The organism is Thalassospira sp. CH_XMU1420-2, assembly GCF_037029325.1.
GTDB classification, from domain to species: Bacteria; Pseudomonadota; Alphaproteobacteria; order Rhodospirillales; family Thalassospiraceae; genus Thalassospira; species Thalassospira povalilytica.
This window is the reverse complement of sequence record NZ_JAYMEG010000001.1, coordinates 19962-46926: the sequence shown is the minus strand read 5'-3', so window position 1 is coordinate 46926 and position 26965 is coordinate 19962. Positions and strand designations below refer to the sequence as shown.

General features: G+C 53.4%; 34 protein-coding genes. 18 read left to right on the top strand and 16 right to left on the bottom strand.

The genetic code is table 11. The features are described 5' to 3' along the window. Positions 1 to 24: 24 nt before the first annotated feature. The 6 genes from WA429_RS00290 to WA429_RS00265 form a co-directional block, all read right to left on the bottom strand. Positions 25 to 963 carry a substrate-binding periplasmic protein gene (locus tag WA429_RS00290; protein WP_287464570.1) on the bottom strand — a complete coding sequence of 313 codons (939 nt, stop codon included), beginning with the start codon at positions 961 to 963 and terminating at the stop codon, positions 25 to 27. 1 nt (position 964) lies between these two features. After that, the gene (dnaQ, locus tag WA429_RS00285; protein ID WP_258548129.1) at positions 965 to 1690 is read right to left on the bottom strand and encodes a DNA polymerase III subunit epsilon; all 726 of its coding nucleotides are present in this window, start codon (positions 1688 to 1690) and stop codon (positions 965 to 967) included. Between the two features lie 7 nt (positions 1691 to 1697). Continuing rightward, on the bottom strand, positions 1698 to 2282 hold the full coding sequence (coaE, locus tag WA429_RS00280) for a dephospho-CoA kinase (protein WP_287464571.1): 585 nt from the start codon (positions 2280 to 2282) through the stop codon (positions 1698 to 1700). Positions 2283 to 2303: 21 nt separating this feature from the next. Further along, complete coding sequence (locus WA429_RS00275; RefSeq protein WP_287464572.1) at positions 2304 to 3170, bottom strand: shikimate dehydrogenase; 867 nt, start codon at positions 3168 to 3170, stop codon at positions 2304 to 2306. Between the two features lie 114 nt (positions 3171 to 3284). Then, positions 3285 to 3884 (bottom strand): Maf family protein, encoded by a 600-nt coding sequence (locus tag WA429_RS00270; RefSeq protein ID WP_114112121.1) that lies wholly within the window; start codon positions 3882 to 3884, stop codon positions 3285 to 3287. A gap of 28 nt (positions 3885 to 3912) precedes the next feature. Further along, entirely contained in the window at positions 3913 to 4737 is an 825-nt protein-coding gene (locus tag WA429_RS00265; protein WP_101246687.1) for a pyruvate, water dikinase regulatory protein, read from the bottom strand. Positions 4738 to 5419: 682 nt separating this feature from the next. Here WA429_RS00265 and hemE point away from each other — a divergent pair. The 3 genes from hemE to hemJ all read left to right on the top strand — a co-directional run bounded on the left by hemE (position 5420) and on the right by hemJ (position 8362). After that, positions 5420 to 6460: a uroporphyrinogen decarboxylase gene (hemE, locus tag WA429_RS00260; RefSeq protein WP_287464573.1), complete on the top strand. Its 1041-nt coding sequence runs from the start codon at positions 5420 to 5422 to the stop codon at positions 6458 to 6460. 199 nt (positions 6461 to 6659) lie between these two features. Beyond that, positions 6660 to 7775: a ferrochelatase gene (hemH, locus tag WA429_RS00255; protein ID WP_101247020.1), complete on the top strand. Its 1116-nt coding sequence runs from the start codon at positions 6660 to 6662 to the stop codon at positions 7773 to 7775. Positions 7776 to 7933: 158 nt separating this feature from the next. Next, positions 7934 to 8362, top strand: coding sequence for a protoporphyrinogen oxidase HemJ (gene hemJ, locus WA429_RS00250; protein WP_101246689.1), 429 nt, complete (start codon positions 7934 to 7936; stop codon positions 8360 to 8362). A 113-nt stretch (positions 8363 to 8475) separates the two neighbouring features. Here the strand turns inward: hemJ and secB are convergent, their stop codons facing one another. Further along, entirely contained in the window at positions 8476 to 8970 is a 495-nt protein-coding gene (secB, locus tag WA429_RS00245; protein ID WP_101246690.1) for a protein-export chaperone SecB, read from the bottom strand. Between the two features lie 177 nt (positions 8971 to 9147). Here secB and WA429_RS00240 point away from each other — a divergent pair, with 177 nt between their 5' ends. Continuing rightward, the gene (locus WA429_RS00240) at positions 9148 to 9309 is read left to right on the top strand and encodes a hypothetical protein (RefSeq protein ID WP_287464574.1); all 162 of its coding nucleotides are present in this window, start codon (positions 9148 to 9150) and stop codon (positions 9307 to 9309) included. Between the two features lie 30 nt (positions 9310 to 9339). Here WA429_RS00240 and WA429_RS00235 read toward each other — a convergent pair whose 3' ends face one another. Beyond that, positions 9340 to 9924 (bottom strand): FxsA family protein, encoded by a 585-nt coding sequence (locus tag WA429_RS00235; protein WP_101246691.1) that lies wholly within the window; start codon positions 9922 to 9924, stop codon positions 9340 to 9342. A gap of 341 nt (positions 9925 to 10265) precedes the next feature. On the opposite strand from WA429_RS00235, the gene WA429_RS00230 reads away from it, so the two are divergent. The 6 genes from WA429_RS00230 (at position 10266) to WA429_RS00205 (ending at position 13921) form a co-directional block, all read left to right on the top strand. Next, positions 10266 to 10970: a Tim44/TimA family putative adaptor protein gene (locus WA429_RS00230; RefSeq protein ID WP_287464575.1), complete on the top strand. Its 705-nt coding sequence runs from the start codon at positions 10266 to 10268 to the stop codon at positions 10968 to 10970. Positions 10971 to 11176: 206 nt separating this feature from the next. Next, positions 11177 to 11545 carry a hypothetical protein gene (locus WA429_RS00225; RefSeq protein WP_286885599.1) on the top strand — a complete coding sequence of 123 codons (369 nt, stop codon included), beginning with the start codon at positions 11177 to 11179 and terminating at the stop codon, positions 11543 to 11545. Continuing rightward, positions 11542 to 11739 (top strand): helix-turn-helix transcriptional regulator, encoded by a 198-nt coding sequence (locus tag WA429_RS00220; protein WP_287464576.1) that lies wholly within the window; start codon positions 11542 to 11544, stop codon positions 11737 to 11739. Before WA429_RS00225 ends, WA429_RS00220 begins: the two co-directional genes overlap by 4 nt. Before the next feature lie 144 nt (positions 11740 to 11883). Then, a complete protein-coding gene (gene mltA / locus WA429_RS00215) occupies positions 11884 to 13149 on the top strand; it encodes a murein transglycosylase A (RefSeq protein ID WP_287464577.1) in 1266 nt (421 codons plus the stop codon). Then, positions 13146 to 13469, top strand: a complete 324-nt coding sequence (locus WA429_RS00210) for a Dabb family protein (RefSeq protein WP_101246696.1) — start codon at positions 13146 to 13148, stop codon at positions 13467 to 13469. Before mltA ends, WA429_RS00210 begins: the two co-directional genes overlap by 4 nt. Positions 13470 to 13555: 86 nt before the next feature. Then, on the top strand, positions 13556 to 13921 hold the full coding sequence (locus WA429_RS00205) for a Dabb family protein (protein WP_287464578.1): 366 nt from the start codon (positions 13556 to 13558) through the stop codon (positions 13919 to 13921). Positions 13922 to 13950: 29 nt separating this feature from the next. On the opposite strand, the gene WA429_RS00200 is transcribed toward WA429_RS00205, so the two are convergent. From WA429_RS00200 to WA429_RS00170, 7 genes are all read right to left on the bottom strand, one after another. Then, positions 13951 to 14844: an EamA family transporter gene (locus WA429_RS00200; RefSeq protein WP_228194885.1), complete on the bottom strand. Its 894-nt coding sequence runs from the start codon at positions 14842 to 14844 to the stop codon at positions 13951 to 13953. A gap of 230 nt (positions 14845 to 15074) precedes the next feature. Beyond that, entirely contained in the window at positions 15075 to 16319 is a 1245-nt protein-coding gene (rlmN, locus tag WA429_RS00195) for a 23S rRNA (adenine(2503)-C(2))-methyltransferase RlmN (RefSeq protein WP_287464579.1), read from the bottom strand. A gap of 253 nt (positions 16320 to 16572) precedes the next feature. Continuing rightward, positions 16573 to 17136 (bottom strand): invasion associated locus B family protein, encoded by a 564-nt coding sequence (locus WA429_RS00190; RefSeq protein ID WP_101246700.1) that lies wholly within the window; start codon positions 17134 to 17136, stop codon positions 16573 to 16575. A 414-nt stretch (positions 17137 to 17550) separates the two neighbouring features. Further along, on the bottom strand, positions 17551 to 18063 hold the full coding sequence (locus WA429_RS00185; RefSeq protein ID WP_287464580.1) for a hypothetical protein: 513 nt from the start codon (positions 18061 to 18063) through the stop codon (positions 17551 to 17553). 20 nt (positions 18064 to 18083) lie between these two features. Further along, entirely contained in the window at positions 18084 to 18581 is a 498-nt protein-coding gene (locus tag WA429_RS00180) for a bactofilin family protein (RefSeq protein WP_233433062.1), read from the bottom strand. A 278-nt stretch (positions 18582 to 18859) separates the two neighbouring features. Next, positions 18860 to 19537: an EI24 domain-containing protein gene (locus tag WA429_RS00175; RefSeq protein ID WP_114112132.1), complete on the bottom strand. Its 678-nt coding sequence runs from the start codon at positions 19535 to 19537 to the stop codon at positions 18860 to 18862. A gap of 552 nt (positions 19538 to 20089) precedes the next feature. Beyond that, on the bottom strand, positions 20090 to 20791 hold the full coding sequence (locus WA429_RS00170) for a LolA family protein (RefSeq protein WP_114112133.1): 702 nt from the start codon (positions 20789 to 20791) through the stop codon (positions 20090 to 20092). Positions 20792 to 20842: 51 nt separating this feature from the next. On the opposite strand from WA429_RS00170, the gene WA429_RS00165 reads away from it, so the two are divergent. The 6 genes from WA429_RS00165 (at position 20843) to WA429_RS00140 (ending at position 25315) form a co-directional block, all read left to right on the top strand. Next, positions 20843 to 21061, top strand: coding sequence for a hypothetical protein (locus tag WA429_RS00165; RefSeq protein ID WP_287464581.1), 219 nt, complete (start codon positions 20843 to 20845; stop codon positions 21059 to 21061). Beyond that, positions 21024 to 21968 (top strand): glutathione synthase, encoded by a 945-nt coding sequence (gshB, locus tag WA429_RS00160; protein WP_101246705.1) that lies wholly within the window; start codon positions 21024 to 21026, stop codon positions 21966 to 21968. Before WA429_RS00165 ends, gshB begins: the two co-directional genes overlap by 38 nt. 161 nt (positions 21969 to 22129) lie before the next feature. Continuing rightward, on the top strand, positions 22130 to 23599 hold the full coding sequence (locus tag WA429_RS00155; RefSeq protein ID WP_287464582.1) for an alkaline phosphatase D family protein: 1470 nt from the start codon (positions 22130 to 22132) through the stop codon (positions 23597 to 23599). A gap of 48 nt (positions 23600 to 23647) precedes the next feature. Further along, complete coding sequence (locus WA429_RS00150; RefSeq protein WP_287464583.1) at positions 23648 to 24292, top strand: glutathione S-transferase; 645 nt, start codon at positions 23648 to 23650, stop codon at positions 24290 to 24292. Between the two features lie 97 nt (positions 24293 to 24389). Beyond that, positions 24390 to 24626 (top strand): hypothetical protein, encoded by a 237-nt coding sequence (locus WA429_RS00145; protein ID WP_287464584.1) that lies wholly within the window; start codon positions 24390 to 24392, stop codon positions 24624 to 24626. Between the two features lie 149 nt (positions 24627 to 24775). Then, positions 24776 to 25315 (top strand): GNAT family N-acetyltransferase, encoded by a 540-nt coding sequence (locus WA429_RS00140; protein WP_287464585.1) that lies wholly within the window; start codon positions 24776 to 24778, stop codon positions 25313 to 25315. On the opposite strand, the gene WA429_RS00135 is transcribed toward WA429_RS00140, so the two are convergent. Beyond that, the gene (locus WA429_RS00135) at positions 25287 to 25766 is read right to left on the bottom strand and encodes a MarR family winged helix-turn-helix transcriptional regulator (RefSeq protein WP_250281109.1); all 480 of its coding nucleotides are present in this window, start codon (positions 25764 to 25766) and stop codon (positions 25287 to 25289) included. The two genes, WA429_RS00140 and WA429_RS00135, sit on opposite strands and share 29 nt — an antisense overlap. A 205-nt stretch (positions 25767 to 25971) precedes the next feature. Here WA429_RS00135 and WA429_RS00130 point away from each other — a divergent pair, with 205 nt between their 5' ends. Next, the gene (locus tag WA429_RS00130; RefSeq protein WP_287464586.1) at positions 25972 to 26409 is read left to right on the top strand and encodes a YybH family protein; all 438 of its coding nucleotides are present in this window, start codon (positions 25972 to 25974) and stop codon (positions 26407 to 26409) included. A 47-nt stretch (positions 26410 to 26456) separates the two neighbouring features. After that, complete coding sequence (locus WA429_RS00125) at positions 26457 to 26882, top strand: VOC family protein (RefSeq protein ID WP_287464587.1); 426 nt, start codon at positions 26457 to 26459, stop codon at positions 26880 to 26882. The last annotated feature ends 83 nt before the right edge of the window (positions 26883 to 26965 follow it).

Genomic DNA, 26965 nt, shown 5'->3' with positions numbered 1-26965 from the left:
CGGCATCCAAACATCGCCCAATGCCTAATCGTCGCTTCCGGCAAGATCAATGCATCTGACCCCGTTATTGGAAAGATCAAGCATCGCCTTAAGGAAACTGCCATCAAGGTTGGTCGACAAGCCGTGCGTCTGGCGGTTTTTCACAAAAAAGCCGTTACGCTTGAACGCGTCAAGCTGGCCCTGAAGACGTAAAATATCCTCATCAGGTACATCGCCACTGACCGCGATATAAAGATAGCAACTTCGATATGACACGGCCCCGTCGATTTTAGGAACGTGTGCGCCGGTATCCTTTTGTTCGATCTCGTCAATATAGTGACGCAGCACATTGCCACCGATTGCAATCAGATCAATCCGGTCTGCCAGCAGCATCGGCAATAAAAGTTCTTCGCGCGGGACAATTACGATCTGTTTGGCACCGCGTTCGCGCAAATAGGCTTCGCGGGCCGATCCCATCAGGGTTCCGATACGCGCACTTTCAAGAATGTCTTCAAAACCGGTATCCGACCAATTGCGGTCTTCAAACCCGTAAAGGTTCCAGATGGTGCGACTGACCGGCCCGACCCATTTGAATTTGTCTTCGCGGTCATCGGATCGGGTCGTTGGATAAATCACATGACCGGCTTCGCGCTCGGCCAGTTCCATCTGCCGTTTCCAGGGCATTTGCGGCACGATTTCCGCATAAATGCCGGCCTGGGTAAACAGTTCGATGGCAAGACTGTCAAAATAGCCCGGTTCAGGCCGGTCTGACGACCGGACCCGCGGATTTTCCGAAAGATGAATGATATAGCGCCCGTCAAATTCCGCAGAAACCGCATCCGACTGTACCGTTCCCGCCACGTCATCGGCAAAAGACGCTGTGGGAAACAAAATCGGGATGCAAGCAACCAGAAACAGCAAATAGAAGCGGGTCGCAAGGCGCCGGTGTGGCGAACGGAATTTCAGGCAATTCCGTTTTTTCATGTCACGCCTCTTGCTTCTTTAACCAGATGGCGTCTTTGACCTTGCTTTCGATATAGGCCTGATGGGCGGCCAGTTCTTCTTCGCTGATCACATGGGGGCGCGGTTCCAGCCTGTTGGATTTCGGCCCCAGAACCCGTCGACCAACATTCCCGCCAGAGCTGTCTGCATCCTGGGCGTTGGGATCAAGCGACAAACCATGCTGACGTCCACCAAGAAGTTCCAGGTAAACCTGCGCAAGAAGATCGGAGTCAAGCAGTGCCCCGTGCAGGGTACGGTTTGAGTTATCGATCTTGAACCGACGACACAGCGCATCAAGGCTTACCGGCGATCCTGGAAACTTTTTGCGCGCCATCTGAACCGTATCAAGCGCACGTTCCATGGCAATCCGCGGCTTGTTAAGCCATTCAAGTTCCGCATTCAGGAACTTCATATCAAAGGCGGCATTGTGAATGACCAGGACCGAATCATCACCGATAAATTCAAGAAAATCATCGGCAACTTCGGCAAAGACCGGCTGGTCTTTCAGGAAGTCATCACCCAGACCGTGAACGTCAAACGCCTCTTTGGGCATCGGGCGTTCCGGGTTGATATATTGGTGATATTGGCGACCGGTCGGCATGTGATTGACCAGTTCGATACACCCGATTTCTACCAGACGGTGGTCAGCATAGGGATCAAGGCCAGTGGTCTCGGTATCGAGGACGATTTCACGCATATATTCTTGGATCCGGTGGTCAACTCAGATGATCAACAATGCCCTGAATATATTGAAAAGTTACAGCCCGACCCAACCCTGTTGGGATGACATAATCGGCCCGTTTCCGTTTCTCCATATCCGGCATCTGTTTGGACAGAATGGCGGAAAATTTTTCATCCGTCATCCCCTGTCGCGCAAGAACACGCTGGCGTTGAACAAACCCTGGCGCTGAAACAACTGCAACGATATCGCAGCGCTTTTCACCGCCCGTTTCATATAAAAGCGGGATGTCGAGTACTACCAGTTTACGTCCGAGCATCCGTTGGCTGCGCAAAAAGCGAATCTCTGCGGCGCGGATCAGCGGATGCAATATCGACTCAAGCTTTTTAAGCGCGCGTCCATCGCCAAAAACAATCTTGCCCAGCATTTGCCGGTCAATCCGTCCATCGCGCAAAACTTCTGGAAAAGCTGAAATCACCTGATCAAAGGCCGGACCGCCAGGTGCCATCAGAAGATGGTTGGTCGCATCCGCATCATGGACCGGCACGCCAAGATATCGAAACATCGCCGCCGCGGTCGATTTGCCCATGCCGATCGAACCGGTTAACCCCAAAATCACCATGATAAGATCACCTTTGCATACTTAATCAGGTGAAAGAACAAAATCGCGCAGTTCCTGGGTCACTTCGGGATCAATGCCAAACCAGCGATGAAAACCCGGGCGCGCCTGATGAAGCAACATGCCAAGCCCGTCAACAATCGGATTTCCACGGTCTTTTGCCTGCTGCAAAAGGCCCGTTATCAGCGGCGCATAAACAATGTCGGTAACCAGTGCCGATGTCGGCAAACCGTCCAGATCAATATCAAGCTTCGGCTGGCCAACCATGCCAAGGCTTGTGGTATTTACCAAAAGGGAAACATCAGACAAGGCATCTGGCGATACCGGCCAATCAATTACCGTCAGACGCGGATCATTGAATTCCCGCACAAGGTCTTCTGCCCGGGCACAGGTCCGGTTGGCGATACGGATTTCCGGGCTACCTTCATCAAGCAAGGCAACCAAAATGGCCCGCGATGCGCCCCCGGCTCCAAGAACCACCGCCGGACCAGACGTAAAATCAATGTCCGGGGCTTCCTGACGCAGGTTTTCAATAAATCCGAACCCGTCGGTATTATCGCCAAGCAACCGGCCATCCTTGGCAAAGGTAACGGTATTGACTGCCCCGATACGGCGCGCACGATCTGAGAGCTCATCACATTCCGGCATGGCCATTTCCTTTTGCGGAATGGTGACATTTACCCCGGAAAAACCAAGATTGCGCAAGGAAATCAACGCTGACTGAAAGTTTTCCGGTTCGACCGGAAGCGGCATATAGCTGCCATCGATCCCGTATTTGGCCAGCCAGTAGCCATGCAGACGCGGTGATTTGGAATGCGATACCGGCCACCCCATCACACCGGCCAGGCGCGAGGTTCCAGAGAGTGTCCGATAAGGTTTGCGGGCTGTCATTGTGCGGTGTTTCCTGCCTGACGGAGTTTTGTCTTTGTGGTTCTCTGATTTCAAATATGGCGCAAGTGGCATTACCCGGATGATGCATAACAACGATCGGGTAATGTTGTCTTTCTATGCCTTCAGCACACCATGATCACGCAAGAAACCGATCAACGGCAATAACGGCAAACCAAGAACCGTGAAATAGTCACCGCGCACTTCGGTAAACAGCTGCGCACCAATACCTTCAAGCTGATAACCGCCAACGCAATTGAAAATCTCGTCGCCGGCGGCATCAAGATACTCATCAAGCCATTCTTCGGTAAAGTTGCGCATGGTCAGATGGGCCGTATCAATGGTGCCCCAAATGCGCGATCCCTCTTTATATATAACAGCGGCCGAAACCAGCTGATGAGTCTTGCCGCGCAGGGCCATAAGCTGGGCCCTGGTATTGTCGCGGTCGCGTGGCTTGTCAAACCAGATACCATTGCATTCAAGCATCTGGTCAGCCGCAATCACAATCGCATCGGGTTGCTGACGATACATGCGCAATGCCTTCATTTCCGCCAAGGTTTCGGCGGCCTCGGCGGCACTGGCCCCTTCGGCCTTCATCGATTGCTTATAGCCTTCCTCGTCAATCATCGAGGCCACGGCTTCGCAATCGACACCGGCATTTTTCAACATGGTGTGACGGGCTTTGCTGCTGGATGCCAAAATAAGCCGATGGTTCATGCGTCTTTATATCCTGTTTGAAATTTCATCAGTGACCGCGGCGGTCATACATGGTTGCCAGGATCATGGCAGCGGTTTCTTCAATCGATCTGCGGGTAACATTGATAATCTTCCATCCGCGATCGGTAAAATAGCGTCTTGCCTGATGGACTTCATCACGCACAGCAACCGGATCGACATAATCCCCGCCCTCGCCGCGTTCGATCTGGCGCAGACGGTTTTTGCGGATCGATACCAGCTGATCAACATCCTTGATCAATCCGACCACCAGCGGCTTTTTAAGTTTATCAAGCTCGGGCGGTAACGGGCATCCCGGGACAAAGGGAATATTGGCGGTCTTGATACCGCGATTGGCCAGATAGACCGAAGTCGGGGTTTTGGACGTGCGCGACACCCCGACAATCACCACATCGGCTTCTTCAAGATCCCAGCCAGATTGCCCGTCATCATGGGAAAGCGTGTAATCGATCGCTTCGATCCGGCTGAAATATTCCTCGTCCATTTTATGAAGCGCACCGGTTCGGCCGCGCGACTGCTGGCCAAGGTAACCGGCCATCATGGTGACGGTATTATCAAGAACGTGGCTGTGGGGAACCTGAAGCCGACGGCATCCTTCTTCGAGTTTGCGGCGAATGTCACTGTCAAACACGGTGTAAAGAACGATACCGGGATTGCGTTCGATATCTGCAAGCACGCGGGCAAGCTGGGCCTCGGTCCGGATCAGTGACCAGACATGTTCATGGGCACGGACATCAGGAAACTGGGCAATGCAGGCACGCGCAACACCGTCAACGGTTTCCCCCGTTGAGTCCGAAACCAGATGAAGATGAAAAATATTGTCTGTGTCGACCATCAGCGATCCGTGTTTCCGATCAAATTCCGGCGATGCAAGCCTGCTTTTTCCACTTTTTGCGCACCAAGCGATTTTTCAAACTTTTTTAAAACCCGGATTTTGGTGTTCAAAATTTCGATCACTACCCGGATGGATAAGACCCATTCGCCCAACCCCGAGTTAGAAGGGTGGAGTCGGGCCTGTGGACAATTGTGGATAACGGGAGCGACTCCGGCCCGATTTTTTCCACAGGAATTATCCTCCCCCTCATACAAACTTTCTCAAACCAGATGTCCCATGCGGGATAAGTGATCATTTTTTCCCGTAATAGCAGGGATAAGACGGCAAAAACCAGCCTTATTCACCTTATCCCCATTATTCAAAATCGGCTTTTCCCAAGCTCAGGTCTGGGAGTCGTTCGGAGTCGTACACAGTTTTCCCCAAACCGGTTTGAGATGAATCATTTTTCCCGAGTCGGAATGTGAATAAACTGTGCACCAAATTTAATCCCTGTTATCCACAGGGAACCACCTACAAACAACATCCTTTTTTATTAAATAAGGTTTTGTTAGGCAGAACGTGGAAAACGTCCTGGCACAGGTCTCAGGACAAAATTCACGTGAACGAAACTGGCCTCCAGGTCCTCGGGTCAAAGACCGGAACCAGATAAAAAAGCGATCGGGACAGACGAACAGGAAACCAGATGCCCAACATGACGAAGACTTTCTTGCGCGCCCTGAACGGTGAAACCCTTCCGGTGCCACCAATCTGGTTGATGCGCCAGGCAGGTCGATATCTTCCGGAATATCGTGCAACCCGCGGCGAAGCAGGGTCATTTCTTGATCTTTGCTATAATCCCGATCTTGCCTGCGAAGTCACTTTGCAGCCCCTTCGGCGCTATGATTTCGATGCGGCTATTCTGTTCTCCGATATCCTCGTTATACCGCAGGCACTTGGACAGCATCTGGCATTCAAGCAGGGTGAAGGCCCACAGCTTGAGGCCATCCGCGATGCTTCAGGCCTTGGCAAGCTATCAGTTGATGGCATTCATGACACGCTTGGACCGGTCTATGAGACGGTTTCAAAGCTGTCAGAAGCCATTCCGTCCCATACGGCCCTGATCGGCTTTGCCGGTGCGCCATGGACTGTGGCGACCTATATGGTCGAAGGCAAAGGGTCCAAGGATTTTGCCAATATCCGTCGTTTTGCCTATGGCGATCCGGACGGCTTTGGCCAGCTGATCGACATTCTGGTCGAGGCAACCACGCAATATCTGCTCAAACAGGTTGAAGCCGGTGCAGAATGCATTCAGCTGTTTGAGACCTGGGGCGGGGTTTTGTCGGAAACCGGTTTCAAACGCTGGGTGATCGAGCCGACCAAACAGATCGTTGCCAATTTGCGTGCTTTTCATCCAGATTTGCCGATTATCGGCTTCCCGCGCGGTGCCGGACTGCATCTGATTGATTTCAAAAAACAGACCGGCGTGACCGGTGTTGGCCTTGATAGTGGTGTTCCACTTGATTGGGTTGCCCAAAATCTTCAGAAACTGGGTCCGGTGCAGGGCAATCTTGATCCGATGTATCTGATCACCGGTGGCGATGCGATGCTTGATGAAACCAAGCGTATTCTTGATACGCTGGGCAACGGGCCTTTCATCTTTAACCTGGGCCACGGCATCACACCGGAAACGCCGCCGGAAAATGTCGAGAAGCTGGTGAATTTCATCCGCGGTTACAAAGGATAAATGTCGGCAATTGCTGCATTTTATTTTGTGATTTTTGAAATCAATCAAATCGATTGAAAAATTCAATGCGTATAGTGGGCTAAGTTTGTTGCGCTTCGGACCTGTTTGACCAAAATAGGCCCCGGAGCGCGATGGATTTATAAAATTTCCGGTTTGTCGGGAACCGGTTGAAACACGCTGTGCCATGAAGGATAGCCAAATGTCCGAAACGACGCGCAAGAAACGCGCCATTGTTCTTTTCAATCTTGGCGGACCGGACAGCCCCGAAGCTGTCGAACCGTTTCTGTTCAATCTGTTCAATGATCCGGCGATCATCAGCCTGCCCAATCCGTTCCGGTTTTTGCTGGCAAAACTGATTTCGCGCCGTCGTGCACCGATTGCCCGCGAGATCTATGATCATATCGGCGGCAAATCGCCGTTGCTGGAGCTGACCCAGGAACAGTCAGATGCGCTTGAGGCGGCATTGAATGCCGAAGATGACGGCTATGAAAACCGCTGTTTCATCGCCATGCGCTATTGGAAACCGTTTGCCGATGATACTGCCCAGGCCGTCAAGGCATGGGGCGCGGATGAACAGATATTGCTGCCGCTTTATCCGCAATTCTCAACGACAACCAGCGGATCGTCGGTCAAGGACTGGAAACGCGCCTGCCACAAGGTCGGGCTGAGTGCGCCGATCAAGACGGCCTGCTGTTATCCGACCAATCCGGGCTTTGTTGAAGCATCGGCCGAAATGATCCGCGCGGGCTATGACCGGGCCTTGGCCAAGGCCAACGAACTTGGCATTGATAAGCCGCGCATCCTGTTTTCTGCCCATGGCGTGCCCAAGGCCGTGATTACCAAGCGCGGTGACCCCTATCAGTCGCAGATTGAAAAAACGTCGGCTGCGGTGGTCGAAAAGATGGCGATCGATGGCCTTGACTGGAATGTGTGTTATCAAAGCCGGGTTGGGCCGATGGAATGGATCGGACCGTCAACCGAAGACGAAATTGAACGTGCCGGCAAAGAAAACAAGGCGATTGTCGTTGTTCCGATTGCCTTTGTGACCGAGCACTCGGAAACCCTGGTCGAGCTTGATATCGAATATGGTGAACTGGCGCATGAAAAGCATGTCCCGGTTTACGAACGGGTCCGCACCGTTTGCTCGCATCCGAAATTCATCAACGGTCTTGTTTCGGTTGTGAAACAAACGCAGGATGAACTCGATCAAAAAGGCCCGGATGATTACAAGGTCGAAAGCCGCGGCTGGTGGTGCCCGGATGAACATTCCTGTGCGACGGCCAAGCAACCCGGTCTCAAGCCGGCTGGCATCTAGGATAAAATATCAATGATTTCAGGCCGGTTTCCTTTCGAAGCTGGCCTGATTGCTGTTATGGTTTGAAAAATTTTCCGGGCGATCTTACGGCAAGGAATCCCGCAAACCCGAAGCTTTGCCGATCTGGATCCACCCGCCAAATCAGAGAAAAGAGAGAGATGGATACATACAGCATTATCAAGTCCCTGCATGTCATCAGCGTGATTGCCTGGATGGCGGGCCTTCTCTATTTGCCGCGGCTTTATGTTTATCACTGCGAAGTGGCACCGGGCTCGGAAGCCAGTGAAAAGTTCAAGATCATGGAGCGCCGCCTGCTGCGGGCGATCATGAACCCGGCAATGATCGCGACCTGGCTGTTTGGCGGATATCTGGTACATGCAGCTGGTGTGATGTCGGACGGCTGGTTCCATGTGAAGCTATTGTGCGTTGTTCTGATGACCGCATCACACATGATGATGGCGCGTTATCGCCGGGCGTTTGAGGCGGACGCCAACGAGAAATCGCAGAAATTCTTCCGTATTCTCAATGAAGTACCGACGATCCTGATGATCATTGTCGTCTTTATGGTGATCGCCCGCCCGTTCTGATTGACGGGATCGCTACCGGTTAATTCAAAAACGTTTCGACTTTAAAATAAAAAGGCCGCCAAACCGGCGGCCTTTGTTTTGGTATCGAACCAAATAGATGTTTACAGGGTCAATCAGGCATTTCCAGCCGGCTGACCTTCCATCTGTTTGGCGAATTTCTTGCGGAAAAGATCAGCAAAATCAATCTGCTGCATCATTAGTGGCGGGAAGCCACCATCCGCAGTCAGGTCAGCGACGATTTTGCGTACATAGGGGAACAGCAGGCGCGGAACTTCGATCATCAGAACCGGCAGGCGATGTTCGTCAGACACATTCAGGGTGACGACACAGCCATACTGCAGTTCGGCAATGAAGGCGACCTTGTCACCAACGTCAGCTTTGACATTGATCTTGATGGTCACTTCATGAAGTTTCTGATCCTGGGTGGTGCGTGCCTCGACATCGACATCGATGTTGATTTTCGGCTGCTGCTGCAGGGCAACGCTTTCCGGTGCATTCGGATTTTCAAACGAAAGATCCTTGATGTACTGGGTATGGATCGTGATCGGATTTGCGGCCGGCTGCTGCTGTTGTGCGCCGCCTTCTGCACCGGTGGTATTCTCGGCCATTAAAGTCTAGCTCCCTTGAGTCTTGTAATCCTAGTCAGAAAAAAGCGTTCAGCCGGATCGCTTGTGATGGCGCCCGGTCAAATCCATGATGAATGTCGGGGCGCGAACCGGCCAAAATGCTTGTTTCTGACGCCGCGTAACTGCGGCAGATGAATTGGCCTAGCACGGATAACAGACATGGGCAAGCCAATCACAACCGGTCCAAAACCCATATTTCTGCGGGTTTGGATGATTGCCATGACAAAGCATTTTCAAATCCTCTGCCCAAATGTTGGTGTTATCCGTACCAACAGACAAAAAGGTTGGCCCGATAACAAAGCCAACCTTTTGAAAATGTGATTTTCCCGTGAATTTCGGGTGGGGTTCAGATCAGTCGCGTGGCGGCAAATTGCGCGGGTTTTGGGGATCTGACGTGCCGGTATCTGATCGGTTTGCCGGATCATCCGCACCATTGCCACTGACATCTTCGAAATCGCCATCAATGATCGGACCGCGACCACGGGGATGTTGGCCACCCATGCCAGCGGAACCGCCTGCTCCTGTCTGGCCACCCGGACGGCTTGAAAAGCCGCCACTGAAGCTTGTGCGGATATTGCCTGACTGGACCAGCTTCATGATCACTTTTGCCCCGACCAGCTGACGCAGCGGTGGCACCAGAAGCAAAAAGCCCATGGTGTCGGTGACAAAGCCCGGTGTGAGCAACAGCACACCGGCAACAAGGATGCAGATCCCGTCAAACATTGCCCCAATGGGCATTTCACCCTGATCCATCTGGCTTTGGGCCTTGGCAAGGGTTTGTAATCCCTGTGCCCGCATCAGCGTCGTTCCAAGAATTGCCGTCAAAATGACAACGCCGATGGTGGGCCACAGGCCAATCAGTTCGCCGGCCTGGATAAAGACCGCGATTTCAATGATCGGCATTGCGACGAATATCGCGAGGAAATAAAAACCCATTTTTACTCCGTTCCTTGGTCAGTCTGACCGCAGATTTCATCAATGATTGCGCTGCATTTTAACGTCATTCCTGACAATGTGCTTAAACATTTGCAGAAAACAACTTGGATTTCAGTGATTTCCCATTAATCTGCAACAGGTATTGGTCGGGAAACTAGTATCCCAAGACGACAAAAATGCGGCAGAATGCCTTCTTCGTCGCCATATGATGGTGAAGACGATCACATGAAGGAATGTGATCATTGGTTGCCCTTGCATTTGGTTGGGTTCATACCATCTCTCGACCACGGTTGTGATGCAAATCCTGCCTGTTTGAAACCATTAGGATCAAGAGATCGGTCTTGCAGTATTTCGATATCTTTCTATTCGCACTGATTGCTGTTTTTCTTGTGCTGCGTTTGCGCGGCGTACTTGGCCGTCGCACCGGCAACGAAAAACAGGGGCCATCCGACATCTTTGGCCGTCAGACCCATGACCAGGACGCCAATGGCGCCCAGAACGAGCCGGCATCAAAGACGGAAAATGTCTATCGTCTGCCGGACTCTGCTAACGGTCAGGATGCGGCAAATGTTCCGTCGGGCACCTTTGCGACCCTGCAGAAGATTCAGAAATCCGATCCGAACTTTACCCAGCAGGATTTCCTGAATGGCGCCCGCATGGCGTTCGAGATGATCGTCGAATATTTCGCCAAGGGCGACAAGGACGGGCTCAATCCCCTGCTTTCGGCCGAAGTTTACAAAAACTTTGCTGCTGCCATTGATGCGCGCGCCGAAAAAGGCGAGCACGAGGAAACCACCCTGGTCGGTATCAAAAGTGCGACCATCCATGATGCCAGCCTCGAAGGCCGCACCGCCTATGTCACGGTGAAATTCGTATCCGAAGAAGTATCGGTAATCCGCAATGCGGATGGCGAAGTGGTTTCCGGTGATCCCAACAAGGTGATCGAGGCCGAAGACCTTTGGACCTTTGCGCGCAATATCGAAAGCCGCGACCCGAACTGGCAACTGGTCGCGACCGAGACCCCGGAAGAAGAAGAAGCACAGTAAGGCACCTTCGTCAGGCAATGATATCAACCGGTTCGGGCTTATTTCCGTGCCGGTTTCACATCAGGGAAGTTTCCGTCTATCGGAAGCTTCCCTTTGTTTTTGGGCTGTATTCTTTGGGCGTACATTCCGATTGCAATGTCAAGGTTGCTTGACATTCTGGTGCCAAGCTTCTTATGTAAAACATGTTTTACATTTGGGGTTTAGAAATGCGCAATCTTGTCTTGCTATGTGCCGGTTTGGCGGCCTATGTCGCGCTTTTGGTCTTTTCCCAAATCGTGTTGTCCAACGGGATTGAACGGACAATGATCGCGGCGATAATTTCGCTATTACCAATGCTGCCGGCGATTTTTATCTGTGCCGTGATTGTTCGGACCATTCGCCAGATGGATGAAATGCAGCGTAAATTGCAATTCGAAGCACTTGCGATGGCCTTTGCCGGAACGGCGTTGATCACATTTGGTTACGGCTTTCTGGAAGGGTCGGGATTGCCGAAAGTTTCGATGTTTGTTGTCTGGCCGATCATGGCGGTACTTTGGTTTATCGGGGTGATGATCGGACGGATACGGTTCAGATGAAAAACCGTATCCAAGAACTGCGTCGGGACAGGGACTGGTCACAGGCCGATCTTGCGGCCTTGCTGAAGGTATCGCGCCAGACGGTTAATGCGCTTGAACGCGGTCGATATGACCCCAGCCTTCCCTTGGCATTCAGCATTGCGCGGCTGTTTTCAGTATCAATCGAAGAGATTTTCCAACCTGACGGCGGGTAAAACCCGCGACAAGGATCTGCGAGGCCAATTTGGCAATTGCCGCCGTTGAATTATCGGCTTGTTAAGCATGTGGCGGGCAAAATCGCGATCTGGATTCCACGGGTCCCAAGTGGCCTTTTGCCTTGTCAAATAACGGGTTTTATCTTGAAACGACGTCTGGTTTTATCGCGTAGCCTTTCGATTATTTCCATTTTGGTTGGTGCCGGTGCTGCCTTGATCTGGATGTACTGGCCACAAATCACCGGTCAGATCGAAACACCGCCAGAAGCCGAAGACAAACTGACATTGCGACCGACGTCATTTTCCGAGCTTGATGGCTGGCAACAGGATGATATGCGCCCGGCGATCCGGGCCTTTGCCCGGTCATGTGCCGCGATGCTTCGACGCGATGATGACAAGTCCGTCGGTCCGGACCCGCGAATGGGCACGATTGGTCAATGGCGGGCTGTCTGCGATAAGGCGGTATCGATCAATATCGATGCCCTGCGCAAGGAAGATGCGCGTGCCTTTTTCGAAAGCGGCTTCAAACCGTATCTCAGCGGCAACAGGGACAATCCCGAAGGCCTGTTTACCGGCTATTACGAGCCCGAACTGCGTGGCAGCCTGACCCGGGAAGGCGCGTTCCAGACTCCGATTTATCTGAAACCCGACGACATGATTTCGGTCGATCTTGGTGATTTCAGCGACGAATTCAAAGGCAAGAAGCTGGTCGGGCGTCTGACCGGAAGCAATCTTAAACCCTATTATGATCGTGCCGAGATTGAAAAAGGGGCGCTTGCGGGCCGTGATCTTGAAATGGTCTGGGTTGATGATGCGGTTGATGCGTTTTTCCTGCAAATCCAGGGATCCGGGCGGGTTGTCCTGCCCGATGGCAGTGTGTTGCGGATCGGTTATGCCGCGACAAACGGCCATCCCTATTTTGCCATCGGGCGTGAACTGATTGATCGCGGGGCCCTGACACGCGAAACCGTGTCGCTTCAGACCATTCGCAAATGGCTGCATGACAATCCCGATCAGGCCGATGAGGTGATGAACACCAACGCATCCTTTGTGTTTTTCCGCCCGCTTAAAACCGATCCGGATGATCCGACGGCCGGTCCGCTTGGATCCCAGGGGGTTGCACTTGAAACCGGTCGCTCGCTTGCGGTTGATCGTCGTTTCCATGCGATGGGGGTTCCGGTCTGGCTTGAAACAACGGACCCGATGAATGCCGATCGCCAGTTTCACCGGTTGATGATCGCCCAGGATACAGGTGGTGCCATTCGCGGTCCGGTTCGCGGCGACATCTTTTTTGGCCCCGGGGATGACGCGGCCCTGTTTGCAGGACATATGAACAGAAAGGGCCAGAAATACGTTCTGTTGCCCGATGTGATCGACTCTGCAAATTGGGTGAAAGAAACCACGCCATGATACGCCATGTCGTATTGCTGCAGATTTCAGGATCTGTGGATCGGACGGAATGCCGCAATGTTCTTGATGCGATTGCAAAAATTGCGTCGAACACGCCTGGCATGTTGTCCTTTGCCGGCGGGGCGAACATGCCCGGAAGTGGCCTTAATCAGGGTTTTACCCACTGCTTTACGATTGATTTCGTCGATACAAAAGCCCGCGATGAGTATCTTGAACGACTTGATCAGGATGAAACCTGCTGGCGGCTAACCGATATTACCGTTGGCGGATTGGGGGGAATTTTATCGATGAATCTTGATCTTGGAGATCAGAAATCCTGATCATCACGGACCTTTGTCAAAGGGGGCCGTACCCTGTCGGAATTGTGCCAATTTGATCCTGGCCGCCAAAAAGGAATAGCGCCTTCATGCTGCGTCATATTGTACTTTTGCAGGTTGCCGATCATGTCAATCCCGACCAGGTCGAAACGCTGATTGATCAATTGGCAAAGGCGGCCATGTCTGTACCCGGTATGGTCGCGTTCTGCGGCGGCAAAAAGAAAGCCGGCAGCGGATTGAGCCAAGGCTTCACCCATGGTTTCAACATCGATTTTGTCGATGAACAGGCCCGCGATGCCTATCTCGCGGAACTTGACGGCGACCGTGTGGGCAGCAGATTGTCGGAAATCACGGTTGGCGGACTGGGCGGTATTCTGGTGATGAATATCGATATCGACGATATCCGAACCCCGGATAAAAACCCCGACAGGAAGCCCCAGCTGCGTTGGGTTTGATATATAGGACTATCAAATAGTCCTTATATTTATATTTTTCCGGTATCAGGGCGGGAAAATGCGGACATAAGCTTCCCGCCAAACACATTAATCATCAGCCCGGTCATCACAAGGATGGCCGAGATGATTTTGATTGGTCCGAAATCCTCACCCAGAACAAGCGCAGATGTCGCCATCCCGACAATCGGAACAAGCAGGGTAAACGGGGCAACCAGCCCGACCGGAAGGGTCGTGAGCAACCGACCCCAGATCGCAAACCCCAGCAACGTCACCGGATAGGCCAGATACAGGATTGACCCGATGCCGATCCAGCTGATCTGGTCGCCAAGGCTTGCCAGATTTGCCCGGTCTTCGGTCAGGAAGGACAGAATGGCAAGCGGGATCGGCGGAACAAGGCTGGCCCAGACCACAAAGGACAGCATCTGTACTGATCCTGCGCGCTTCATGATGATATTGGCTATCCCCCAGGCCGCGGCGGCGGCAATCACAAGCGCCAGCCCGATAGCGGTGATGGAGCCGTCCGAAACAAACAGAAGCAACCCGACGCCGCAAAACGCCACCAGCATGGCGATGATACGATGCGGTCCGATCTTTTCGCCAAGCAAAAACACGCCCAAAATCAGTGTGAAGAAGGCCTGCAATTGCAGGACAAGCGATGACATCCCCGCCGACAATCCAAGATCCATGCCCAGAAATAGCAGGGAAAACTTGATACAGCCGAGCACCACGCCAAAGCCGACCACATATTTCCAGGGACATTTGGGTCGCGGCAGGAAGAACACAGCCGGCAGGGCCGCAAAGGCAAACCGCAATGATGACAGCAGGATCGGTGGCATTTCACCCAAGCCCAGCTTGATCACGGTGAAATTCGCACCCCAGATGGTGACGACCAGCAAAATTGCGAAAAACTGACCAACGGACATGCGGCTTGTAACCTTGCGATAATTTCGTGGGGGAAAATCACGCTATGCCTGTCACGGCAGTTCGACAATCAAAACAATGTCATGGCGACAATTTTGCGCAAGAACATGAAAACATGCCGGAAATGACAAACACCGGACAGCTGGGCCATCCGGTGTTGTCAAAATCGTTTCGGGCGTGCCCAAATGGGCAAGGCCGAAAAGTAGGGCAGAATACTGTGCGTTACTTTGCGTTACTGTGCCGCAACCACGCCTTCGTCACTGGCGCCGGCACCCGATTTGTCACAGCCCGAGACGCGCGATTTGCGCTGGCGCTGGCTTTCGGATTTGAGCTGACCACAGGCGGCCAGAATATCGCGGCCGCGCGGCCAGCGGATCGGGGCTTCGTAGCCGCAATCAAGCAGGATCTGCGCGAATTTCTTGATGTCATTGGTCGGCGTGCATTCGTAATCCGAGCCCGGCCATTTATTGAACGGGATCAGGTTGAATTTGCAGTGAACACCTTTGACAAGCTTGGCCAATGCGCGCGCATGTTCGGGTTTGTCATTCACGCCCTTGAGCATCACATATTCCATGGTGATCGGACGGGAATTGGACATGCCCGGATAATGACGGCAGGCATCCATCAGTTCCTTGAGCGGGTATTTCTTGTTGATCGGCATGATTTCATTGCGCAGATCATCATCGGGCGCATGCAACGAAATCGCCAGACCCACACCGAGATCCTCGCCACAGCGGACGATTTCCGGCACGACACCGGATGTCGACAGTGTGACACGGCGGCGCGAGATCGAAATGCCTTCGCCATCCATGGCAATGCGCAGCGCATCGCGCACGTTTTCATAGTTAAACAGCGGTTCGCCCATGCCCATCATGACGATGTTGGACAGACGACGAATGCCATTGGCCGGGGTCGGCCATTCGCCATAGCTGTCACGTGCGACCATGAACTGACTGACGATTTCGCCAGGTGTCAGGTTGCGCACCAGAAGCTGGGTACCGGTATGGCAGAATTTGCAGGTCAGCGTGCAGCCAACCTGCGATGAAATGCAGACAGCACCACGGTCTTCGTTGCGATCCGGGATATAGACCGTCTCGGCCTCGTTGCCGTCATGGAACTTCATCAGCCATTTGTGGGTGTCGTCCGAGCTTTTCTGATCGGCGGTCAGAACCGGACGACCGATATAGAAATCCTGCGACAGGCGATCACGCAGTTTTTTGGAAATGTTGGTCATATCCTCGATGTCGGTGACACCGCGGTTATAGATCCAGTTCCAAAGCTGTTTGACGCGGAACTTGCTTTCACCCATGCCAGCCATAAGCTCGGTCAGTTCTTCGCGGGTGATCCCGACCAGGTCGCGACGTCCGTCGGCAGCCTGCCCATTGGCGGCGCGCGTGACGAAATCGGACAGCGACGGCCCGTCCTGACGGACGGATGCGTTGGTCTGGGGTGCGTTTTCGGTCAGGACGTCGGTCATCCCGGGCTCTCTCTTTTTGGGTTCTGGTGGTATTGCCGATCGGTTCTGGCGCAATATGCGTTTCTGGTGACAGCGGGACTATACCAGAAAATGCGCCGGAATGCGTCGGGCACATAAAACTGTTGGCCCCGCATATAGCGGGGCCGGAGAAAATTAGAAACGATAAATTTCACATTGCTGCTATCGCACCTATGCAATCAGGGTTGCAGATGGCGCAAACGCAGCATCACCTATCGGTTCGAAACAGCCGCGATCAGTTGACCGGCGTCGTGTTGCAAGCCTTTGAAATCGCGTTATAGGCGGCGGTAAATCCCGACAGTGAATAGGTGTCGGTGGTTTTGGTGCCACGCGAAGAATAGCCGACAACAACCATGGTCGATCCGGACTTCATTGCACTGACCAGCTTACGGTCGGTTTCGGCATCGACGGCCCAGGCGGAATCAGCATGGGTAAACAGGCTGAACTTCTTGGAATCGATTCGAAGATCGACCGTGCTTTTGTCCTTATAGGTGTAACCGGTAATGAAGCTGACTTCATTGACCAGTTTCAGGCTCGGCCGATGGGTGACCATCACGTAAATTTTGCCGCGCTGGGTGTAATCGCCTTTGGCCGATGTTGGCTGGCTGCCCATATAGCAGACTTTCTGGCCTTCTTCGGAATAGGTGTAAGCTTCCCATTTGCCATAGACGTCAATCAGCTTGGGCGCATTTTGCGCCTGTGCACTGGTGGCAGGAATGCTGATCGCAATCACATAGACAAATGCTGACAGAGCAGCGGCGATCGAAGTTCTGACGAGACGATGGGCGTGTTTTTTCATGAGGTCGCGTATCGTGTCTGAAGTTTCGGGACAGGCCCGTTGAGGGCCGGGAAAAGGTAATAAAGCCATCGGATATGGCAAATTTATGAGGTCGCTTATCGGAGCCTGCCAATAAAAGGTAAAGATTAAACCAAGGAAATCTGTCCGATCCGGCAAAAATTGCGTTTTTACCGTGCTTTCCGGGACTTTTCGGGCGGTTAAGTCCCCTTGTTCGGGGAAATTGGCGGGGCTTTGCCGCCGACAGGCCGCTGGTGGAATGTGATCGGGTTAACAGCGTCACGTGCCTGCCATGGGATGGCGAGTTAACCGGGGGGCTGTAGTCCAGAGGCGAGGTTGCTGCGATCGGTGCAGTTCTGGGGGCCGATGTCAGGAGCCAGGCATCGGTATCATGCTCCGGGCTTCCGGTTTCGGGCCTTAGCCTTGTGCAAGCTTTTGTTTGACGACCTGATCAAGACAGTCCTGAACCGTGATTGCCGTATTGCCACGGCGCATCCGCGCAAGCATGTGGCGCAATTCACGCGCACCACCTTCGGCCTTGGGGACAAAGAACGCGTCGAACGAACATTGTTCGGACCGATATTGCCAGACGCGAATTTCGCCTTCGCCGCGGATCATTTCCGGGGCGCCAATCCGGGATTCGAAGGCTTCTTCCGACAGGCCCTTAAGGGTGTCTGTTGGAATTGGCTTGAACGGAATGGCGGCAACCTTGGGCGACTTGGGCGACTTTGCGCTTTCGGGTTTTTTGCGGGTGACAGGGCGGGTGGTCTTGATCGCACCGCTGTTGCTCAGTTCACCGTAATTGGCATTTGTGCTGCCCGGGGGAACGGCATTCCCGCCACAGGCACTCAGCCCCATGGCAATCATGGCCATAATGAACAACACCCCGAACAGACGGGTCGTGTCCGTTCGGGGTGTTTGTATGGTCAAACCGGGTCCGCGCACGGTGATCAGGAATCGTCTGATTTGCGCGGGATGGTGATTGCCGCGGTATTGCCGCCGCGCGCCAGTCCGTCGTCGCTGCCTTCGACATAATCAAGTTCACCCTTGATGCGCGCACCGTTTTCCACATGCAGCGCGCCATAGGTGATCTTGCCGCTGATTTCGGCCGAATGGATGACGGTCACGCGGCGGGCATTCAGATCGCCCTCGAACTTGCCGCTGATTTCGGCTTCATCAACCTGTGCCGATCCGATGAAGGAACCGCCTTCGGAAACTTCAAGACGGGTGCATTCCTTGATCTGGGCTTCAACAACGCCCTCGACGACCAGAATATCGCAGGAACCGATTTCACCTTTAAGGGTGATATCGCGGCCAACCGTCAGCTTTTTGCCCTCGGCATTGTTGCCGGCACTTGCAGGACGGCCCGAATTGCCACGGGTCGGAATTTCAAGCGGGCGTTTCGGGATTTCCGGGCGGAAGCTGGTGGAATGCGGTTTACTGGACATTTGCGGTTCATCCTTTGTGCGCGGCCGGGTGAAGAGCTGCGGCTCACTTCGTTTTTCTGTTTTTTCGGCAATGCCGGTGGCGTGATCAGCTGCAATCGCGGTGGCCTTGGTCGTGGTCCCGGAAAGTGTGCCTGATCCATCTTTGACAGATGTATCTGACGAAGCCGCACTGCTGTCGACTGTTTTATTGGCTTTTTTCTTTCCAAACATTGGATGACCAGATCCTTGTATTGCAGTTTCGGTTCAGGGGTCCGTTGTCCGTATGTCTTTAAACCGGTTTATGCGGTTTGCGGCACAAAGGTGCCAAGACGCACGGAGTAATGGACCATAAAGGCTGTGGCGATGATCGGCGCAACCAGATTGACCACCGGAATGGTCATCAGGAAGGTCAGGCCGATCCCGGCAACCCAAAGCTTTTTCTGGCGGCTTTTGCGAATGGATTCGACGGTACGCGCATCATAGCGGCGTGCAGCAACCAGTTCAAAATATTCACGCGAAAGAAGATACCCGTTCATCGTATAGAACGCGATGACATAAAGCGGTCCCGCCAGAAGCAGCGGCAAAATCAGAATGTTAAGCGCAAGCGCGGTCAGCGCGAATTTAAGACCGCTGATCAGGGCCTCGTGGATCGGTTGCGGGCGGGTATCAGGCAAGGTCGGGTAATGCTTGTCTTCGACCGCATCGGCAATCTGATCAAGCAGCAGGCTTGAAATCAGAACCGTGGCTGCGGGAAACAGCAAAATGACCAGAAGCGTCAGACCAATGCCAAGCACCCAGTCAACCGCACTTTCAAGCCAGCCGCCATCGGTGAAAAAGGTGATGGAATTCAGACCGAACCAGATCAATACCCACAGCGCGACAATGGTGGCCAATGCACCGGCAACCCCGATCAGAACGACCTTGCGAAAACGCGGGTCGGAAAATTGTGCGATGGATTTCAGAAAGTCGTTGATCATCGAACGTGTCGATCCTGTCCTGTCATTGGGTGATCCTGATCCATAAGGGAATCATGCCTGAGAGTCGTACGCAATTAAAATTAACAGCCCGTGAAATCATCAAACATGCAGGGCAGCTTTCATAAATCCGCCACGGGCGATACCGTGGATGATGCCATTGATGATGCCATGAGTGATGCCAAGGGTGACGTAGGTCTTAGCCGAGCGTTTGGGCAAAAAAAAGGCGTCCGGCCAGGGGGGAGAACCGGACGCCAGCGCTCCGATGATCTGGAGCGTGAGGAAAGGTAGGGGAGACCTTTTCCTCACACCGGGTTCCCATCATTTTAGGGAACCTTGTGACAGACTCTCATATAGGAAGCAGACGGGGTCTCCGCCATAGCATCCGGTCCGAAATTTCGGCCATTTCACGAAGGTTTGAGGGATTCCGAACAATGGGAATTTTCATTACGAAACCCCAATGTCGACAAGGGCTTGAATCACAAAATAATTAGTCGCAGGCGACCATCGCCATGCACTTTCACATCCGGTACGACGAATGAAAAAATTTTGTGATCAGTTGCCCTTTTGCGGCCAGATGCGGTCGAACTTGAACAGCTCGGGATCAAGTGTGACACCTTCTTCGGTGTTGAAAAGGGTCACTGTGGTTTCAATCCCGGTCGGATCTGTGACGATCCACTGACGCAACTGCATCGGCTTTTCACCAAAGACCAGCGTGACACTGCCCGCGCCCGGATCGGATTTGCGCACCATTTCAACGCGGATGGTTTCCGCCGTACGGCGATAATCGACGATTTTGACCTTGTCGGTCAGCGAAATGTCCTTGGCCAGGATGATGCCGGCCGGGGTTTCGTCGATATCGAAATAGGTCGGGGCGTTGATTTCCTTGTCATAATAGATGAAATCATGCCCGGTCGAGACCAGAAGGATCTGGGCCGGCGGGTTATATTCGAACCGCATCTTGCCCGGACGTTCCATGAAAAGTTCACCTTCGGCTGCACCGCCATCCGATGAAATCTGTACGAAATCAGCCTTGAGCGTGGTGATATTGGCAAGATAGTTTTCAATCTTGCTGATCATTTCCGGGCTGATCTGCGACGATGATGACTGGGCGTGGGCTGCCTGGGGCAGAAACGCCATGCTGCTTACCGCACCAAGACCGATGGCAGTGGCCAGAATGCCCGCGGCAATCGCCGAACGGGATTTCTTGCCAACATGTTTCAAGGATGCCTTCGTATTTTTGCGGGTAAACGTCATGTGCTTGCCTGGTCGTCAAAACAAATAATTGATCGCGATTGCGGAAGTTGAATGGCGGATGATAAAAATCCTGCCAAATGTAATCGCAACATCTTACATATCGCATCATTTGGCCGGGAAGGCCAGCCGGGTCAAGCAATGCCCGCAAATGATCACAATTGGCCGTTTTGGGCCACAATTGTCGACTTGCAGGTCAGGGCAGACCGCCCCGGTGAACAGGAGAACGCGTTTAATGAGCCGTATCGTCGCCATCCAGATGGATCCGATTGAATCAATCGATATCAAGGGGGATTCCACCTTTGTCATGGGCCTCGAAGCCCAGGCGCGCGGATATGAACTTCTGCATTATCATCCGGACGACATGTTCTATGACCGCGGTCATATCAAGGCGGAAGTCCGCCCGATGACCCTGCGCTATGAACAGGGCAATCATTATGATCTGGGTGCGCCCAAAATCATTGATCTGGCAAAGGAAACCGATGTGATCCTGATGCGTCAGGACCCGCCCTTTGACATGAATTACATCACGGCCACCCACCTTCTGGAAGCCGTCCATCCGGAAACATTTGTTGTCAATCATCCGGGCCATGTCCGCAATGCGCCCGAAAAGATCTTTGTCACCGAATTCCCCGATCTGATGCCCCCGACCCTGATCACCCGGTCGGCAGCCCGCATTCGCGATTTCCGCGAAGAATACAAGGACATCATCGTCAAGCCGCTGTTTGGCAATGGCGGGGCCGGTGTTTTCCATCTCAAGCCCGGGGATGAAAACATCAATTCCCTGCTTGAACTGTTTGCAGCACAGTCGCGCGAACCATTGATGGTGCAGGCCTATTTGCCCGATGTGCGCAAAGGGGACAAACGCATCATCCTGGTCGATGGCAAACCGGTGGGTGCGATCAACCGCGTTCCGGCCGAAGGTGAAGCACGGTCGAACATGCATGTTGGCGGTGTGGCCGAAAAATCGATGCTGACCGAACGTGAACTGGAAATCTGTGAACGCATCGGGCCGGAGCTTAAAAAGCGCGATCTGATCTTTGTCGGGATCGATGTGATCGGCGATTATATGACCGAAATCAACGTCACCTCGCCCACCGGCCTTCAGGAAGTGAACCGTTTTGACGGATCGAAACTTGAAAGCCTGATCTGGGATGCGATCGAAACCCGGCTTTCCTGATCGGGATCATCGGGTGATGACAAAATGACAAAAGGGCAAGTGATCAGGGTCGCTTGCCCTTTTTTGTGCCGATTGATTTGCTGAACTGCCGGTGCGGGGAACCAAAACCCGCACCAGACGTATCAAGGACATATCATTTCCACAGCAGGAACATCGCCCGCATGACCGATCGCAAGGCCAAGATAATCAAAGGCAACGACCTGTTCGGGCCGTTTTTGTTTGCCCGCGGCGGGGATGAAGGGGTTTCAAGGCTGGCTGCGCTGGTGGTTGCGCCCGAGGGGGTGGAAATTCCCGAATTACGCCCGATGGGGGCCGCAGCAGTATCACCGGTCGAACTTGCGACCCTGTTTGGTCGGACATATTGGCGGTTTGATTTTGACCTGCCGGCGAAACCCGATGCCTGTTATCATTTCGATGGTGAAACATTCACGGTATTTAGTGATTTCAGTTCGGACATACGGATCGGTTTTGTGTCCTGTAATGGTCAGGAAGAAGGCGATCTTGACCGGCCGCTTGAAGACCGCAATGCGTTATGGACCGATCTTGGCCGTGAACATCAAAACCGGCCCTTTGCGCTGTTGTTGCATGGCGGGGATCAGATTTACGCCGACGGTGTCTGGGAATGCCATCCCGACATCGTGCGATGGACCAAGGCGCGCCGCCGCACCAAACAGTCGAGCGCATTTTCCGAAGACATGCGCGATGCGGTTCTGAAATTCTATCTTGATCATTATCTGGCGATTTACGGACAGCCACAGATCAGCCACATGCTGGCGCGTGTGCCGTCACTTATGATGTGGGATGACCACGACATTTTTGATGGCTGGGGCAGTCACAAGAAATGGTTCCAGGGATCGGAAGTGGCGCGCGGCATGTTTGCCTGCGCGCGTGCGGCCTTCTGTTTGATGCAGCTTGCGGCAAGTCCCGATGGCAGTGACAAGACCCTGCCCGACATGGTTCTTGATCGTGCGGGCAAAAGTCTTGCTTGGAAGGTCGAATATCCCGGTATCAGTCTTGTCGCGCCGGATCTGCGATCCGAGCGCACCCCGAATGATATTATGGGCGATCATGGCTGGCGTGATCTTCCCGGGGCACTTGAAACGGTATCAAAGGGCAATCGCATTCTTTTGATGTCGAGCGTGCCGGTGATCGGTCCGCGCCTGTCACTGGTGGAGATGTTTTTGCATATGCTGCCACGGGCGCAAAAATACGAAGATGACCTGCGCGACCAATGGCAAAGCCGCTGGCACCGCCGCGAATGGTGCCGTTTTCTTGAATTGCTTGAACGGATTGCCAATGACCATGATCACGATATCACGATCCTGTCAGGCGAGATTCATGTCGCCACGCGCGGCACCTTTGAAACACAGGGGAAAACCATCCATCAGCTGGTGGCATCGGGGATCTCGCATACCGCACCGCCGGTGGCCTTTGCCCGTTGCCTTGGGTTGCTGGCCTGGATTGGGGATAACCCGCTTCCGGATCGCCCGACCAAGCTAAAACCGCTGCCCGGGCGTATTGGGACCTATTGTGCGGCGCGAAATTACCTTACACTGGACCGCAAAGGACAAAACTGGGATGCGAACTGGCATCTTGAAGGGATCGGCTGGACAGCGGATTTGACGATATAGGGCGTTGCAGACTGAAAAACGCCTGAAACCGGCAAGGGGCTTTGGACCATGATGCAACTTTACTATTCGCCAACATCACCTTTTTCACGCAAGGTACGGGTCGTTTTGCGCGAACTCGGTCTGGAAAAGCAGGTCAGTGAAATCCTGATTGATCCCTGGACCGATGCGGCCTTGCGCGAACATAACCCGCTGGCAAAGGTCCCGACCCTGATCCTTGAAGACGGGATGGCGGTTTTTGAATCAGCTGTGATTTGTGACTATCTCGACCAGTTGGCCCGATCGACCGGACAATCCGAGGGCGTTATTCCCCAGGACGGGATTGATCGCCTTAATGCCCTGAAATGGCAAGGGCTTGCCGATGGCATGATGACGGCAACCGGCCGACTGTTTGCCGATTCAAAGCGCGCAGAAACTGATCGTTCCGATTTCGTAATGGACCGGCAGGCAACCGCGGTCCAAAGTGCGATTGATGCCATCCTTGAAGGATTGCCGCAATTGCGAACCGAGGAACCCAATCTTGGGACCTGGTCGGTTCTGGTCGGGCTTTATTATATCGATTTCCGCTGGCCGGACCGGCGATTTGATATTCCGGTGCGGGTGCGCGACTGGATGGCGATCATGTCCGAACGTGAATCCCTGACCGAAACCGTCTTCCACCTGCCCCACGACAATGATCAAAAGTCGATTGCCTGATATCCGGGCATGGGGTAATGCCATCGCAAACTGCACGTGCTTGCCCGAAATTGCGCTATAGTGCGGTATTGTCGCATTTCTAGAAAAAAGAGTCCCGATGCCAGAACCGAAAATCACCAAAGCCATGCGCGAACGCGCTTGGGCCCGTGCCGCCAAGATTGATGGTGAAGATGCAAGTGTGGTGCGCAAGCACGAAGCCAGCGGCATCACCATGAAAAAGGAAAGCTTTGGCAAGTTTCGCAATTTTGGCTGGACCGTGGTTGATGAAGAAGCCGTTCCGTGCCGCAAGGAATTCCTTCCGCCGCGCGAAGCAACCGGTAAAAACGAAGATTGATTGACTGACTGACTGAACGCGGCCCGCAAGGTCGGGCTTGGGCAGATGTGATCGGTTGTGATCTGCCTTGATTTGACAATTGATCGGCCAGACGGCGCAATGGGTGCGATACCTTTGCGCCTTTTTCTTTTTCGAGCTGGCAGAACTCAATGTCACATGATGCGATGCGTCCGGCCACAGGACCCAAGATCGATTTTGTCGATCTGCGCGATATCGATCCGGCCATGATCATTGCGCATATGTCTGATCGGCGTCTGCGCGTGCATATGCCGTTACTGTCCGGCCCTTGGGACCTGGCGGCCTATGACCGGTTTATCATGATCAAAACCCGATATTGGGCGCGTGACGGGCTCGGCCACTGGGCAATTTTGTGTGATGGTGTCTATGTTGGCTGGGGCGGATTCCAGAAGGAAGGAAATGACTGGGATTACGGGCTGGTATTGAAGGCCGACTGTTTTGGCCTGGGCATGGCAATCACCCGAAAGGCACTGGAATTTGCGCGCGCGGATCCGCGCATTCCCCATGTTACCTTCCTGTTGCCGCCGACCCGCACCAGACTTGGTGCGTTAAAACGCATCGGGGCAGTGTTTGACGGCCCGGTTATGCATGACGGCGGCCAGTTTTTGCGATATCGGCTTGAAACCGGTGGAAATGATGCGCCTATTTTTCCGGATCCTGCGACAGGCTGATCAGATCGGCCAGAAGTTGTCGGGCATTGGAGTCGGCGACCAGACTTTCGAGCTGATTTTGTGTTTCCTTCCAGATTGGAAAGGCACGCGCCAAAAGCGCCATGCCATCCTTGGTCAGGCTGAGCAAACGGCCGCGCTTGTCCTTGGGATCCGGCGTGATTTCCACAAGCCCGCGCCGTTCCAGCGGTTTGAGATTGGCGGTAAGTGTGGTGCGATCCATCGCCAGAAGATCGGCGACATCCTTCATATGCGGTGGCGAAGGACGGTTGAGCGACATCAGCAATGAATATTGCCCGCTGGTCAGATCAAGCGGACGAAATGCATCATCAAACCGCCGGGCAATTGTTCTGGCAGCCCGCCTGACATGCAGGCAAAGACACGAGTCCCGTACCATAAGGGTATTGGCAAACGGAACCGTCTGATCGTTATGGTTGAATTCTTTTTTTGACATGACTTAATTATGTTGATATCAACGTATTTGTCAAACGGGAAAAGCGTAAAACGCTGATCTGTTTCCCGGTTTTCGGCAACCAGTCGTGACCGTTGAATATCAATGGTTTGTGTTGCGACCGACCGACCGAGCGAGCATCCGACCGTGTTTATGGCCCCGCCCGACGATAGGCCGGGGCGCTGTGCATCATCAAAGGATCCGTCTGATGACCAATCCGCAATCTGACGACCACAAGGCCATTCTGGATCTTCTTGACCGCTGGATCACATTTGCCAGCAACAAAGATGTTGATGCCGTGATGGCACTTTATAGCGACGATATCTGTTCCTTTGACGCGATCGGGCCGCTGCAATTGCGTGGTCATGCGCAATATCGCGCCCATTGGCATCGCTGCATGCCCGAACAGGGCACGGTCTTTTTCCAGCCGCTTGAACCTTCCATCCGGGTGTCGGGTGATCTTGCGGTGGTGCATTTCCTGATCCGGTGCGGGTTGCGCCACGATGATGGCAGTGAACAGGCCAGCTGGATGCGCGCGACAAAGCAACTTGAAAAACAGGGCGGGCACTGGCGCATCGTGCATGAACATTTCTCGGTACCGTTTGACTATGAAAATTGTGCTGCCCAGTTCGATCTGGCGCCATAAGCCAGGATATCTGCGTCATCCACCCCTTTGATTTAAGGATCACCGCGATGAAATTGATCACGTATCTGAACTTTGACGGCAATTGCCGTCCGGCATTCGAATTTTATCAGACCATTCTGGGCGGCGACCTGATCATGATGGCCTATGGCGATACGCCGATGGCCGGTGACATGTCCGAACATAACGACAAGATCGCCCATGCCTGCCTGATCGGCGATGGCTGGCAGGTGATGGGATCTGATTGTCCGCCCGACTATTTCAACAAAATGCAGGGCATGACAGCATCCCTTCACTTTGATACCGCCGCACAGGCAAAAGCCATCTTTGACCGCTTATCCGTTGGTGGTGTGGTTACCATGCCGTTTGACAAAACCTTCTGGTCACCCGGCTATGGCATGTTTGTCGACAAGTTCGGAACACCGTGGATGATCAATACCGAAATGTCGTCGGACGACATGGCAAGCTGTGCGTGATGGCGGTCCTAATTCCCTGTTGATAAACGATTTGTTGCCCTGATCCCCATTTCCCGTCAAAGTATTACAACTTGGGGTTATGG